The 13,232-nt window shown below is 61.8% G+C and carries 13 protein-coding genes; 2 read left to right on the forward strand and 11 right to left on the reverse strand.

All coding sequences use genetic code 11. The features are described from left to right. Nucleotides 1–65: 65 nt before the first annotated feature. From lipB to ACYASU_RS22460, 11 genes are all read right to left on the reverse strand, one after another. Nucleotides 66–713, reverse strand: a complete 648-nt coding sequence (gene lipB / locus ACYASU_RS22410; protein ID WP_463584100.1) for a lipoyl(octanoyl) transferase LipB — start codon at nt 711–713, stop codon at nt 66–68. Next, nucleotides 713–988 (reverse strand): DUF493 domain-containing protein, encoded by a 276-nt coding sequence (locus tag ACYASU_RS22415; RefSeq protein ID WP_074892711.1) that lies wholly within the window; start codon nt 986–988, stop codon nt 713–715. Before ACYASU_RS22415 ends, lipB begins: the two co-directional genes overlap by 1 nt. A 98-nt stretch (nt 989–1,086) precedes the next feature. After that, nucleotides 1,087–2,247 carry a D-alanyl-D-alanine carboxypeptidase family protein gene (locus tag ACYASU_RS22420; RefSeq protein WP_282367192.1) on the reverse strand — a complete coding sequence of 387 codons (1,161 nt, stop codon included), beginning with the start codon at nt 2,245–2,247 and terminating at the stop codon, nt 1,087–1,089. A gap of 195 nt (nt 2,248–2,442) precedes the next feature. Beyond that, on the reverse strand, nt 2,443–3,492 hold the full coding sequence (locus ACYASU_RS22425) for a septal ring lytic transglycosylase RlpA family protein (RefSeq protein ID WP_192173760.1): 1,050 nt from the start codon (nt 3,490–3,492) through the stop codon (nt 2,443–2,445). Further along, nucleotides 3,492–4,502 carry a lytic murein transglycosylase B gene (gene mltB, locus ACYASU_RS22430; RefSeq protein ID WP_282367188.1) on the reverse strand — a complete coding sequence of 337 codons (1,011 nt, stop codon included), beginning with the start codon at nt 4,500–4,502 and terminating at the stop codon, nt 3,492–3,494. Before mltB ends, ACYASU_RS22425 begins: the two co-directional genes overlap by 1 nt. A 17-nt stretch (nt 4,503–4,519) precedes the next feature. Then, nucleotides 4,520–5,623 (reverse strand): rod shape-determining protein RodA, encoded by a 1,104-nt coding sequence (rodA, locus tag ACYASU_RS22435; RefSeq protein ID WP_163022102.1) that lies wholly within the window; start codon nt 5,621–5,623, stop codon nt 4,520–4,522. Nucleotides 5,624–5,654: 31 nt separating this feature from the next. Continuing rightward, on the reverse strand, nt 5,655–7,553 hold the full coding sequence (mrdA, locus tag ACYASU_RS22440; protein WP_282367186.1) for a penicillin-binding protein 2: 1,899 nt from the start codon (nt 7,551–7,553) through the stop codon (nt 5,655–5,657). Nucleotides 7,554–7,584: 31 nt separating this feature from the next. Beyond that, complete coding sequence (gene rlmH / locus ACYASU_RS22445; protein ID WP_037017961.1) at nt 7,585–8,052, reverse strand: 23S rRNA (pseudouridine(1915)-N(3))-methyltransferase RlmH; 468 nt, start codon at nt 8,050–8,052, stop codon at nt 7,585–7,587. Nucleotides 8,053–8,061: 9 nt separating this feature from the next. Next, nucleotides 8,062–8,481: a ribosome silencing factor gene (rsfS, locus tag ACYASU_RS22450; RefSeq protein WP_065988378.1), complete on the reverse strand. Its 420-nt coding sequence runs from the start codon at nt 8,479–8,481 to the stop codon at nt 8,062–8,064. Between the two features lie 66 nt (nt 8,482–8,547). Next, entirely contained in the window at nt 8,548–9,192 is a 645-nt protein-coding gene (gene nadD, locus ACYASU_RS22455; RefSeq protein WP_108121747.1) for a nicotinate-nucleotide adenylyltransferase, read from the reverse strand. Between the two features lie 82 nt (nt 9,193–9,274). Further along, nucleotides 9,275–10,549 carry a glutamate-5-semialdehyde dehydrogenase gene (locus tag ACYASU_RS22460; protein ID WP_463584102.1) on the reverse strand — a complete coding sequence of 425 codons (1,275 nt, stop codon included), beginning with the start codon at nt 10,547–10,549 and terminating at the stop codon, nt 9,275–9,277. Nucleotides 10,550–11,180: 631 nt separating this feature from the next. Between ACYASU_RS22460 and ACYASU_RS22465 the strand changes: the two genes are divergently transcribed. Continuing rightward, complete coding sequence (locus tag ACYASU_RS22465; RefSeq protein WP_463584103.1) at nt 11,181–11,864, forward strand: DNA-3-methyladenine glycosylase; 684 nt, start codon at nt 11,181–11,183, stop codon at nt 11,862–11,864. Nucleotides 11,865–11,868: 4 nt separating this feature from the next. Beyond that, nucleotides 11,869–13,185 carry a bifunctional DedA family/phosphatase PAP2 family protein gene (locus ACYASU_RS22470; protein WP_192173766.1) on the forward strand — a complete coding sequence of 439 codons (1,317 nt, stop codon included), beginning with the start codon at nt 11,869–11,871 and terminating at the stop codon, nt 13,183–13,185. Nucleotides 13,186–13,232: the final 47 nt, after the last annotated feature.

The raw sequence follows: 13,232 nt of genomic DNA on the forward strand, positions 1-13,232 counted from the left end.
TCAGGGTCTGTACGGCATTCTCTGTATTCACGACAGTGTCAGCTGCCTCATACGCAGTAGTCATATCAATCGATTCCGCCCGTTAGGGTCGTCTGCTCAGCGTAGTCGAGGTGTTTGACGAGCTGCGCACGCAGCCGGGCACTAACCTCGGCAAATTCAATCGGACCTGCCTGTTCGCGCAGCTGGGTCATCGCCAGCCCCGCATACCCGCAGGGATTAATCCGTTTAAAAGGGTCCAGATCCATATCGACGTTCAACGCAAGGCCATGAAACGAACAGCCGTTGCGGATGCGCAGCCCCAGCGAGGCAATCTTGGCGCCATCGACGTAAACCCCCGGTGCATCGGGCTTGGCTGCGGCGTCTACGCCGTAACTGGCCAGCAGATCGATCAGGCTGCGCTCGATCCGGGTGACCAGTTCGCGAACACCGAAGCCCAGACGGCGAACGTCCAGCAGCAAGTAAGCGACCAGTTGGCCGGGGCCATGATAAGTCACTTGGCCGCCGCGATCGACCTGCACGAACGGGATATCCCCCGGCAGCAACAAATGCTCGGGCTTGCCGGACTGGCCTTGGGTGAAGACGGGCGGATGCTGCACAAGCCAGACCTCGTCGGCGGTTTCGCGGTCGCGGCCGTCGGTGAAGCGTTTCATGGCCTGCCAAGTGGGCTCGTAATCGGTCAGCCCGAGTTCACGAAAGCCCAGAACCGGCCCCATCACAGCACCATGTGCACGAAGCCGGTGGCCCGCAGTTCGCTATTGATGTCGTAGAGCTGGTCTTGACCGGTGGCGATGATGTGCAGCTGAACGGTGGTGTATTTACCGTTGCTGCTCTGGCGCTCCGCCAGGGTCTTCATGTCGACGGTGGCGTGCTTCTCGAGGATCTCGATGACCCTGTCTTTGAAGCCCACACCCGTGTCGCCGATGATCTTGATGGGATAGTCGGCGCAGGGAAATTCGATTTTTGGCGCTTTTACTTCGGTATCTGTCATGGCAGTAACGGCCTCGTAAGCCGGAAAACGGACAGGCCCCCGGCGCGTTCGGCGACAGGGGCGTACGGAGCAACGGTCAGTTTTTGATCAATCGTTGATCAGTTGAACAGACCGTAGAAGAATAGGCGGATGCTATCCCACAGGCGGCGGAAGATACCACCTTCGTCGACGGCGTCCAGGGCGATCAGGTTGGCGCTGTGCACGACCTTGTCGTCCAGTTTGACCTCAACCTTGCCGATAACGTCGCCTTTGGCGATCGGTGCAACCAGTTGCGGGTTCATGGTCATGCTGGCAGCCAGCTTTTTCAGCTCGCCTTTTGGCATGGTCATGGTCAGGTCTTCAGCCAGGCCGGCTTTGACTTGACGCTCTGTGCCTTTCCAGACCGGCGCCTGAGCCAGCTCGGTGCCCTTCTGATAGAAGGTCTGGGTTTCGAAGAAGCGGAAACCGTAGGTCAGCAGCTTCTGGGTCTCGGCAGCACGAGCTTGCTCGCTGTTGGTGCCGAACACCACCGCAATCAGACGCATGCCATCACGAACGGCCGAGGACACCATGCAGTAGCCGGCTTCTTCGGTGTGACCGGTTTTCAGACCGTCGACGGTCTTGTCACGCCACAGCAGCAGGTTGCGGTTCGGCTGTTTGATGCCGTTCCAGAAGAACTCTTTCTGCGAGTAGATCGCGTAGTGAGCCGGGTCTTCGTGGATGATCGCGCGCGCCAGCAGGGCCATGTCATGGGCCGTGGCGTAGTGATCCGGGTTCGGCAGGCCGGTCGGGTTCATGAAGTGGCTGTTGACCATGCCCAGGTCGGCAGCGGTCTTGTTCATCAGGTCGGCGAAGGCGTCTTCGCTGCCGGCGATGTGCTCGGAAAGCGCAACGCTGGCGTCGTTACCCGACTGAATGATGATGCCGTGCAGCAAGTCGCTGACGGTGACCTGGCTGCCCACCTTGATGAACATCCGCGAACCGCCGGTGCGCCAGGCGTTTTCGCTGACGGTGACAGGGTCGTTTTCGCCGATCTGGCCGCGACGGATTTCCAGCGTGGCGATGTAGGCGGTCATCAGCTTGGTCAGACTGGCCGGTGGCAGGCGCTGGTCGCCATTGTTTTCGACCAGAACGTTGCCGCTGTTGGCGTCCATCAGCACATAAGCCTTGGCAGCCAGTTGCGGTGGCGATGGCGTCATCTGTTCCGCCGCAAACACGGCAGGCGCGGTGAATAGCGGGATTAGCAGGCAAAGGCGTTTTGCAAAGCTGGTGATGTTCATCCGTCTCTCGAAAATGCTAATGGGCAAACATGCCCTTGCGGGCAAAGCGGGTGCCGGGCTACCCCGGCAAACGGGCTCACATTCTACAGAACGTGCCGTGAAAAGCTGCTGACAACGACACACCCGGTCGGCACGTCGTCGGTCAGGCAGCGAAACTCGCCTCTGTTCCCGGGGCGAGAAGCGCTGATAAAAACGTTACTGGTCCGACGTGACGACGCTTGGCGAGCCGAGGTTGGCCGACCTTACGCTGTTTTGCAGTTGCTGGGCTTCACCCGGCGTGTCGACCGGTCCCATCCGCACGCGATAGAGCGTCTGTTGATTGCGTGCGATCGAACTCACGAACACCGGCGCCCGGACCATCCCGCTCAATTTCGACCTCAGGAGTTCCGCAGCGTCCGGGTTGGCGAAGGCTCCCACTTGGAGAAACAGCCCAGACGCTTGTCCGGAAGCGTTTTTTTTTGCGTCGATCGGCACCGGTGTGACCGGGGCGGCATGTTGCTGCGGCGGCGGCGTCCATTGTTCGATCGTACCCGCTGATGCGGTAATCACCGGAGCGCCCGGTTGCGGCTGACGCGCCGGAGGATTGCTGCTCGCCACCTGCGGCTGATCCAGCATCAGCGGCGCCGGTTTGCCGCGCTGCGCCCAATACTGAGAAGGGTCGATGCCTTCGACTTTTACCCGCGCTGTGCCGGTCTCGGCATAACCGAGTTTCTTCGCCGCCGCGTATGACAGGTCGATGATGCGGTCGGAATAGAACGGGCCGCGGTCGTTGACCCGCAGGATCACAGTGCGGTTGTTGTCCAGATTGGTCACGCGAACATAGCTGGGCAGCGGCAGGGTCTTGTGGGCCGCGCTCATGCCGTACAGGTCATAGACCTCGCCGTTGGCGGTGTTCTGGCCGTGGAATTTGGTGCCGTACCACGACGCCGTTCCCGTCTGGGAATAGGTCTTGGAATCGCTGAGCGGGAAATAGGTCTTGCCCAGCACGGTGTACGGGTTGGCCTTATAGGGGCCGGTGTGCAGGGTCGGAATGGCGTCGGGGATGCGCGAAACGTCAACGTCCCACCAGGGAGCGCCGTCTTTGTGCGCCCTGTTGATGTCCAGCCCGGGCTGCGAACGAATGATGTTGCCCTGCTGCCGCTGCGTCGTGGTCGTCGGGCGGCTGGTCGAGCAACTGACGATCAGCAAAGTCAGCGCCGTGAAGGCCATCAGTTTCAATGGTTGTTGCATCGGCAGTGGCCGCATTACTTGACGTCCCGGGCTTGAACAAGCATTTCAGACAGCTGATGCACGGCCATGGCGTACATCACGCTGCGGTTGTACCGCGTGATTGCGTAAAAATTCTTCAGACCCATCCAGTATTCAGGGCCTTTGTCACCATCGAGGCGAAACGCCGTGACCGGCATGTCGTCGCGCAGCGCATCATGACTCGCCCACCCCAACGCTCGCAACTCCCCAACGTTTTTCACCGGATCGATGCCGGGGCTCAAGCCCTCGTCAACACGGTCACCGCGAACGTCCGCGCGGCTGACAACCGGCTGACCGGCGACCCAGCCGTGACGCTGGAAGTAGCTGGCAACGCTGCCGATTGCGTCGTCCGGGTCGTTCCAGATATTGATGTGGCCGTCGCCGTCGAAATCCACTGCATAGGCGCGAAAGCTGCTCGGCATGAACTGAGGCAAACCCATGGCGCCGGCGTAGGAGCCTTTGAGCGTCAGCGGATCGACCTGCTGTTCGCGGGACAGGAGCAGGAATTCACGGAGCTCCTTGCGGAAGAAATCAGCGCGCTGGGGATAGTCGAACGCCAGCGTCGACAATGCGTCCATCACCCGGTAATTACCGGTGTTGCGGCCGAAAAACGTCTCGACGCCGATAATCGAAACGATCACCTGAGCGGGCACGCCATACTCTTGCTGGGCGCGCGCCAGGGCGGCCTCGTGCTGACGCCAGAAATCGACGCCCCGGGCAACGCGCGCGTCGGTGAGGAACATCGGGCGATAGTCCTTCCACGGCTTCACACGCTCGGCAGGCTTCGAAATGGCATCGAGAATCGCCTGCTTGCGCTGCACATCGCGGAATACATCAATCAGTTGCTCGCCCGCAAAACCATAATCGCGGGTCATTTCGCTGACGAACTGGGCGACTTGAGGAGAGCCGTCATAGTCACCGGCAAGTGATTCCTGCACTGAGCCGAAGATGCCCATCAGACCGACCAGCGGCGCATATCGAGCAGCCCAGCCACGCACTACTTGCATTAAGTTCTTCACCTTAATCAAACCTGAGCGATCCACTTGCGATGCGTGTGGATCGACATCAAAACACCAAACGCTGACAGCAGCGTCACCAGCGAAGTTCCGCCGTAGCTAATGAAGGGCAACGGCACGCCTACGACCGGCAGCAGACCGCTGACCATACCGATATTGACGAAAACGTAAACAAAAAAGGTCATGGTCAGGCTGCCTGCGAGCAGCTTGCCGTAGAGCGTCTGCGCCTGGGCGGTGATCACCAGCCCGCGGCCGATCAGCAACAGGTAGATCAGCAGCAGCGCGCAAATCCCCACCAGCCCGAATTCTTCGCCGAGCACCGCAATGATGAAGTCGGTATGGCTTTCCGGGAGGAAGTCCAGGTGCGACTGCGTGCCCATGAGCCAGCCTTTGCCGAATACGCCGCCCGAACCGATCGCCGCCTTGGACTGAATGATGTTCCAGCCGGTGCCGAGGGGATCACTCTCCGGGTCGAGGAAGGTCAGGATCCGCTGCTTCTGGTAGTCATGCATGAAGAAGAACCACATGCCGACCGCCACCGGAACTGCGGCTGCCACCACGCTGATGATCCAGCGCCAGCGCAAGCCGGCCATGAACAGCACGAAGGTGCCGGACGCCAGAATCAGCAGCGAGGTGCCGAGGTCCGGCTGACGCACGATCAGAATGAACGGCAGACCAATCAACCCGAGGCTCACCGCGACGTGCTTGAGGTGCGGCGGCAACGTGCGCTTGGACAGGTACCAGGCGATGGTCGCCGGCATGATGATCTTCATGAATTCCGAGGGCTGAAAGCGGATGACCCCGGGGATGTTGATCCAGCGCGTGGCGCCCATGGCGTTGTGGCCCATGACGTCCACCGCCACCAGCAGCAGAACGCCGATCACGTAGGCGGCGGGCACCCAGCGGGCCATGAACCTGGGTTCAAGCTGGGCGATGACGAACATCGACACCAGACCGATACCGAAGGAGGTCGCCTGCTTGATCAGCAGGTCCCAGCTCTTGCCGCTGGCCGAATACAGCACGAACAGACTGCCCGCCGCCAGCGTCAGCAACAGGATCAGCAGCGGGCCATCGACGTGGATTTTCTGCAGAAACGTGGCGCGACGGCGCATCACATCTTCGCTGGACAAGATGCGGTCGAAATTACTCTTCACGGGCCGCGGTCTCCGGAGGCTGTGCATTGCTGGCGTATTCGGGTTTCAGGTGGCCCTGTGGATCAAGCAGCCAGGCGTCCATGACCTGCCGCACGACGGGCGCGGCAACGCCCGACCCGGACTCGCCGTTTTCGATCATCACCGCGACGACAATCTTCGGGCTGTCGGCCGGCGCGAAGCCGACAAACAAAGCGTGGTCGCGGTGGCGTTCCTGGACTTTCGAGCGGTCGTATTTCTCGCCCTGCCGAATGGCCACGACCTGAGCCGTACCACTCTTGCCGGCGATTCGGTATTGGGCACCGATGGCGGCTTTGCGCGCGGTACCGCGAGCGCCGTGCATCACTTGCTGCATGCCGTGGTTGACCTTGGCCCAGTCCGACGGATCACGCAGGACGATGTCCGGCATCGGGTTCTCGTCCACCGGCTTCTGCCCTTCGACGGTTTTTGCCAAGTGCGGACGGTTCCACTTGCCCTTGTTCGCCACTAAGGCGGTGGCCTGGGCCAACTGCAACGGCGTGGCCTGCATGTAGCCCTGGCCGATCCCCAAAATGAGTGTTTCGCCCGGGAACCACGCCTGCCGCCGGGTCACGCGCTTCCAGTCACGGGACGGCATCAGGCCGGGGGATTCTTCGAACATGTCCAACGACACCTTCTGGCCGATGCCGAACTTGTTCAGGTACGCCGACAGCCGATCAATCCCGACCTTGTGGGCCAGATCGTAAAAGTAGGTGTCGTTGGAGCGCATGATCGCCGTGTCCAGATCCACCCAGCCATCGCCGGTGCGGTTCCAGTTACGGTATTTGTGATCGTAGTTCGGCAGCATGTAGTAGCCGGGGTCGAAAACCCGCGTGCTGGCCGTGACCACGCCGGTGTCGAGACCGGCAATCGCCACCGCCGGCTTGATGGTCGAACCCGGCGGGTACAGGCCCCGCAAAATACGGTTGAACAGGGGACGGTCGACCGAATCGCGCAGCTCGGAATAGGCCTTGAAGCTGATGCCGGTGACGAACAGGTTCGGGTCGAAGCTCGGCTGACTGACCATCGCCAGTACCTCGCCGGTGTTCGGGTCCAGCGCCACCACCGCGCCGCGACGCCCGGCCAGGGCGGCTTCGGCGGCTTCCTGCAACTGGATGTCGAGGCTAAGGACGATGTCCTTGCCGGGCACCGGATCGGTCCGTTTGAGCACGCGCAGCACGCGGCCGCGGGCATTGGTTTCGACTTCTTCGTAACCGACCTGACCGTGCAGCTCGGGCTCGTAGAAACGCTCGATCCCGGTTTTGCCCATGTGGTGGGTGCCGCTGTAGTTCACGGGATCGAGGCTTTTCAGCTCTTTCTCGTTGATCCGCCCCATGTAACCCACCGAGTGGGCGAAGTGCTCGCCCTGTGGGTAGTGGCGAACCAGCTGCGCCACCACTTCAACCCCCGGCAGGCGGAACTGGTTAACGGCGATACGGGCGATCTGCTCTTCGGTCAGTTCGAACAGGATGGGCACCGGCTCAAACGGCCGGCGACCCTGCTTCATGCGCTTTTCGAAGATGATCCGGTCGTCAGGCGTCAACTCAAGGACCTGGACGATGGTGTCCAGCACCTGGGTCCAGTCACCCGAGCGTTCGCGGGTCATACTCAGGCTGAAACTGGGCCGGTTGTCGGCAATGACTACACCGTTACGGTCGTAGATCAGCCCGCGGCTCGGCGGGATCGGCTGCACATGAACGCGATTGTTCTCGGACAGCGTCGAGTGGTACTCGTACTGGATGACCTGCAGGAAATACAGCCGCGCGACCAGCACGCAGATCAGCACGACGACCGCGACTGCGCCGACCACGACTCGGCTGCGCACCAGGCGTGCGTCCTTTTCGTGGTCTTTCAGGCGAATCGGCTGAGACATTTAGGGCAGGTTCACAGTGAAGGCAGCGGCGCTACTTGTGATAAGGGTGACCGGACAGCACGGTCCAGGCACGATAAATCTGCTCACCGATGAGAATGCGCACCAGCGGGTGCGGCAACGTCAGCGGCGACAACGACCAACGCTGCTCGGCCCGTGCACAGACTTCCGGCGCCAGCCCTTCCGGACCGCCGACCATCAGGTTGACCGTGCGCGAATCCAGACGCCAGCGATCGAGCTCGCCCGCCAGTTGCTCGGTGCTCCATGGCTTGCCATGCACTTCAAGCGTGACGATCCGCTCGCCCGGCTGCACTTTCGCCAGCATGGCCTCGCCTTCCTGACGGATGAGGCGTGCCACGTCGGCGTTCTTGCCACGGGTGTTGAGCGGAATTTCCACCAGTTCCAGCGCCAGTTCGGATGGCAGACGCTTGGCATATTCATGCCAACCCTCTTCCACCCACTTGGGCATGCGGGAACCAACGGCGATCAGACGCAAACGCACAACGAAGCCTTAGGCCTGGTCTTTGTTCAGCTTGTCAAAATGCTCGTGAGCGTTTTCCGGGCTGTGGTGTGCAGCGCTGGCCGAACGGCTCTGCTCGGCACCGGCCCACAGACGCTCGAGGTCGTAAAACTGGCGAGCGGAGGCGGTCATCATGTGGACGATGGCGATGTCCAGGTCGAGCAGCACCCAGTCGCTGTCGCCCTTGCCTTCTTCGCCCAGCGGCTTGAGGCCCTGTTTTTTGACTTCTTCGCGGACCTTGTCGAGCATCGCGTTGATCTGGCGATTGGACGTACCGGTCGCGATGACCATGTAGTCGGTGATGCTTTGTTTGTCACGAACGTCCAGCACCTGGATATCCTGGGCCTTGACGTCTTCCAGGGCAGCCCTGATCACTTCGATGATTGGGTTTACAGCGCGTTTGTCAGTCATAAAAAACTCTTTCAACTCGTATGTTTGGGCGTTTCTTCGCGCACTTGGCTGCGTAGCAACACACCTTCAGTTCGACGCACGGTACAGCCCGTGCGTATCGATATAGGCCAGTACCGCGTCTGGCACCAGAAAACGTACCGACTTACCGCTGGCCAGCAGTTGACGGATCTGGGTGGCAGACACCGAAAGCGGCGTCTGCCAGACGAACGTAATCTTTCCGCCGGGCCCTTTAAGGGCCTTCGGATCACTGACGGCACGTCCCGCGAGCAGATTTCGCATCGCATCCGGGGACTCGCTGTCGGCGTCCGGGCGTTGCAGCACCACGATATGGCAGTGCTCCAGCAACTCTTCCCACCGATGCCAGGAAGGCAGCCCGCAAAAGGCGTCCCAACCCAGCAATAAAAATAGCTGGTCATCGGCGGCGAGTTCCGCGCGCATCGATTCCAGCGTGTCGATCGTGTACGACGGCTTGTCGCGCAACAGCTCGCGATCATCCACCGTCAATGGCGGCACACCGGCCACCGCGCACTGGACCATCGCCAGACGGTCCTGCGCTGAAACGCTCGGCGTGTCGCGATGAGGCGGTCGGGCGCTGGGCGTCAGACGCAGCTCATCGAGTTTCAGCAGCTCGGCGACTTCCAGTGCGCCACGCAAATGGCCAATGTGCACCGGGTCGAACGTGCCGCCGAGTATGCCGATGCGCTGGGGCACCCGTGCAGTGTTCAGCGGAACCGCAATCGGATCGGCCACTGCCTGGGCGCCGCTCACTGAAGCCTGACCGACGTCGGCCAAGTCAGACCGGCCCCTGCCCGCGCAATTGTGTGCCATCGCCGACGACGATGTATTTCTCGCAGGTCAGGCCTTCGAGCCCCACGGGACCCCGCGCGTGAATCTTGTCGGTCGAAATGCCGATTTCCGCACCCAGGCCGTATTCGAAACCGTCGGCAAAACTGGTGGGCGCGTTGACCATCACCGAACTCGAGTCGACTTCAGCCATGAAGCGGCGAGTCTGGGCTTGCGAGTCGGAGATGATGGCGTCGCTGTGATGCGAGCCGTAGTGATTGATGTGTTCGATGGCCTGATCCAGACCGGTCACGAGGCGGATCGAGAGGATCGGCGCCAGGTACTCGGTGTGCCAGTCTTCTTCAGTAGCCGGCAAAACGTCGATCAGGTCGCGGGTGCGCTCGCAGCCGCGCAGCTCGACGCCTTTTTCGCGGAACTGGGCGGCCATGGGCGGCAGGAAGTCTGCGGCGATGGTTTGATCGACCAGCAGGGTTTCCATCGCGCCGCAGATGCCATACCGGTAGGTCTTGGCGTTGAAGCTGATGCGTTGGGCGGCGGCCAGGTCGGCGTGGGAACTGACGTAGACGTGGCAGATGCCGTCCAGGTGTTTGATGACCGGGACTTTGGCGTCGCGGCTGACGCGTTCGATCAGGCCTTTGCCGCCACGGGGAACGATGACGTCCACGTACTCGGGCATGGTGATCAGCGCACCCACGGCGGCGCGGTCGGTGGTTTCGACGACTTGTACGACGGCGGCAGGCAAGCCGGCTTCGTCGAGGCCGCGCTGGATGCAGGCGGCGATGGCGCGGTTCGAATTGATGGCTTCGGAGCCGCCACGGAGGATGGTGGCGTTACCGGATTTGAGGCAGAGGCTGGCGGCGTCGATGGTCACGTTGGGGCGCGACTCGTAGATGATGCCGACGACGCCCAGTGGCACGCGCATTTTGCCGACTTGTATGCCGGACGGCTGGAAGTTCATGTCGCGCAGGGTGCCGATGGGGTCTGGCAGGCTGGCGACCTGACGCAGGCCGGCGATCATGCTGTCGATGCGGGCCGGGGTCAGGGAGAGGCGTTCGAGCAGAGCGGGTTCGAGTCCATTGGCGCGGCCGGCAGCGAGGTCTTGTTCGTTGGCGGCGGTCAGCTCGGCACGGGAAGCGTCCAGCGCGGCAGCGGTGGCTGCGAGGGCGCGGTTCTTCTGTGCGGTGCTGGCACGGCCGATCACGCGGGAGGCTTCGCGGGCGGCGCGACCCAGGCGGGTCATGTAGTCAAGAACGGACTCAGTCATGGTCTCGGGGGTCTTGGCAAATGGGAAAGCGGCGGATTATAGCTGTCGGGCGTGCTGAACGACAGCGGCGACGGGCGGATGGTCAGAATAAGGGGGTTTTGTTGTTCTCGGGGCGGCGCGGCGGTAGTGCGATCGGGGGTATTCCCATTATCTCCAGCGGCACGAATTATGGTTCCGCCCTTACGGCGGGTCACTTTTTCCAACAGCCGAAAAAGTAACCAAAAAGGCCGTGCTCCTGGTTGGGCCCGACTTCGTCGGGTTCCTTCACTCCGGTCTCGCTCCGTGGGCCCAAGTCGCGTTTGGCGGTGTCTGGACTTTTTGCGTATGAAGATCAAAAGCAGATCAGAAGCGAAGCAGATCAAAAGCTTCCCGGCTAAAGCCGGTCCTACGGGGGTCAGCGCCAGTCCCACTGGCGGGATGCGATGCTTTTAGTGGGACCGGCTTTAGCCGGGAAGGCGTCCGTGTGGGCACCGGGATTCTGGATCTGTTGGCGTTGGTAGGGGACTGATTTATTTACAACGCTTCACCGTAAATTAATCTGTCCCCGGCTTCGCGGCGGCTCTCACCCATTCAGCTCCAATTAAGGCCGATGTTGATATGATCGCGGTCCATTCTCTGACTGCCGTTGTTTATGCCTGACCAATCGCCACGCGCCCTGCCGGACAGTTTCTTTCATCGCGATGCTCAGACGCTTGCCCGGGATTTGCTGGGCAAGGTGATCCGCCACAAGGTCGACGGGTTGTGGTTGTCGGCGCGGATTATTGAGACGGAGGCGTATTACGTGGCCGAGAAAGGCAGTCATGCGTCCCTCGGTTACACAGAAAAACGTAAGGCTTTGTTTCTGGAAGGCGGGCACATTTATATGTATTACGCCCGTGGCGGTGACTCGTTGAACTTCAGTGCGGAAGGTCCGGGCAATGCCGTGTTGATCAAATCGGCCTATCCGTGGGTCGATGCGGTGTCCGACGAGAACGCCCTCGCCCGCATGCTCCTCAACAATCCCGACGCCAGTGGAAACGTGCGCACGCCAGAGCGGCTGTGTGCCGGGCAGACGCTGCTGTGCAAGGCGCTGGGCCTGAAAGTGCCGATGTGGGACGCCAAGCGTTTCGATGAAGAGCAACTCTTTGTCGAGGACGTGGGTCAGCGACCGCCGCGCATTATCCAAACGACACGCCTCGGCATCCCCGCCGGACGCGACGAGCACCTGATGTACCGGTTCGTTGACGCCGCCTATGCCCGCTTCTGCACACGGAACCCGGTCAGACGCGGGCAAGTCGAAGGACGCGACTATATTTTCATCGAGCAAGGAAACTGAACCCATGGGCGCGTGGCTCGACAGCATCACCTCCTGGCTAAGCGCCAACCCCTCCTGGCTCGGCGCGGCGATTTTCATCGTTGCATTCATCGAGTGCCTGGCGATTGCCGGCATCGTCGTCCCCGGGACCGTTGTGCTGTTCGCGATCGCCGCACTGGCCGGCAGCGGCATACTCCCGTTGAGTGAAGCGCTGTTGCTGGGTTTCCTCGGCGGGATATTGGGTGATCTGGTCTCGTACTTCCTCGGCCGGCGCTTTCATCAGAAGATTCGTCAATTGCCCGGCCTGCGCAATCACCCGGAGTGGATCGGTGGCGCCGAGACCTACTTCCAGCGCTACGGCATCGCCAGCCTGCTGGTCGGCCGCTTCATCGGCCCGCTGCGCCCGATGCTGCCGATGGTGGCCGGGATGTGCGACATGCCGTTCGTGCGCTTTGCCGGTGTGAGCTTGATTGCCGCTGCCGGCTGGTCAGTGGCCTACATACTGCCGGGCTGGGCGACCGGTGCGGCCATCCGCCTGCCGCTGCCGGAAAACTTCTGGCCCCAGGCTGCCGTGGTGGGCGGCGGGCTGGCGCTTCTGCTGGGCATCAGCGTGCAGAGCAGCCTTCGGCAAAAGCCCTACGCGACCAAGGTCATCGCCCTGACCTGCTTCGTGCTGCTGGGAAGTGTTTTTCTGGGCTGGCCATACCTGGCCGATTTCGATCAGGGCATCATGACGGTGGTCCAGGCCAGCCGGAGCGCTGCGGCCGAGAACTTCGTGGTGATGGTGACGGGCCTGGGGGATTTCCGCACGCAGTTCTGCGCCGCCGCCCTGCTGACCATCCTGCTGGTCGTCACGCGGCAATGGCGCCATGCGATCTTCGCGGTCGGCACCACCCTAGGCGCGGCGCTGATCAACCAGAGCATGAAATACACCTTCGCCCGCGCCCGGCCTGACGTACTGACGGAGGCCTTGGGGACCTACAGCATGCCGAGCGGACATGCATCGGCCTCGTTTGCGCTGTTCATGACGCTGGCGGTGCTTGCCGGTCGCGGTCAGCCGGTGCGGCTGCGCCTGACGTGGCTGCTGCTGGGCGGGATTCCGGCGCTGGCGATCGCGATGTCACGAGTCTATCTGGGCGTGCATTGGCCGACGGATGTCACGGCGGGGATGCTACTGGCGTTTTTCACCTGTGCCGCGAGCCTTGCGTTCGTGCAGAACAAAAAGCCGTTGGAAGCGCTGCCCATCAAAGTGTGGTGGCTGGTGCTGCCGGCGATGGTGGCGCTGTTCGGCGGGTTCGGACTGCACTCGTTCCCCCACGGTTTGATTCGCTACCAGTACTGAAACAGCTCAGGCGCGGCCTGCCGGAACAACGATCCGGTCCGCGCCGC

This window comes from Pseudomonas sp. HP_12 (assembly GCF_055283955.1).

Coding starts and splice junctions, on each gene's coding strand:
- mltB (WP_282367188.1), bottom strand. CDS start 4,502: ATGCAAGTAGTGCGTGGCTGGGCTGCTCGATATGCGCCGCTGGTCGGT.
- mrdA (WP_282367186.1), bottom strand. CDS start 7,553: ATGTCTCAGCCGATTCGCCTGAAAGACCACGAAAAGGACGCACGCCTG.
- ACYASU_RS22460 (WP_463584102.1), bottom strand. CDS start 10,549: ATGACTGAGTCCGTTCTTGACTACATGACCCGCCTGGGTCGCGCCGCC.
- rsfS (WP_065988378.1), bottom strand. CDS start 8,481: ATGACTGACAAACGCGCTGTAAACCCAATCATCGAAGTGATCAGGGCT.
- lipB (WP_463584100.1), bottom strand. CDS start 713: ATGGGGCCGGTTCTGGGCTTTCGTGAACTCGGGCTGACCGATTACGAG.
- ACYASU_RS22415 (WP_074892711.1), bottom strand. CDS start 988: ATGACAGATACCGAAGTAAAAGCGCCAAAAATCGAATTTCCCTGCGCC.
- ACYASU_RS22470 (WP_192173766.1), top strand. CDS start 11,869: ATGGGCGCGTGGCTCGACAGCATCACCTCCTGGCTAAGCGCCAACCCC.
- ACYASU_RS22465 (WP_463584103.1), top strand. CDS start 11,181: ATGCCTGACCAATCGCCACGCGCCCTGCCGGACAGTTTCTTTCATCGC.
- ACYASU_RS22420 (WP_282367192.1), bottom strand. CDS start 2,247: ATGAACATCACCAGCTTTGCAAAACGCCTTTGCCTGCTAATCCCGCTA.
- ACYASU_RS22425 (WP_192173760.1), bottom strand. CDS start 3,492: ATGCGGCCACTGCCGATGCAACAACCATTGAAACTGATGGCCTTCACG.
- rodA (WP_163022102.1), bottom strand. CDS start 5,623: ATGCGCCGTCGCGCCACGTTTCTGCAGAAAATCCACGTCGATGGCCCG.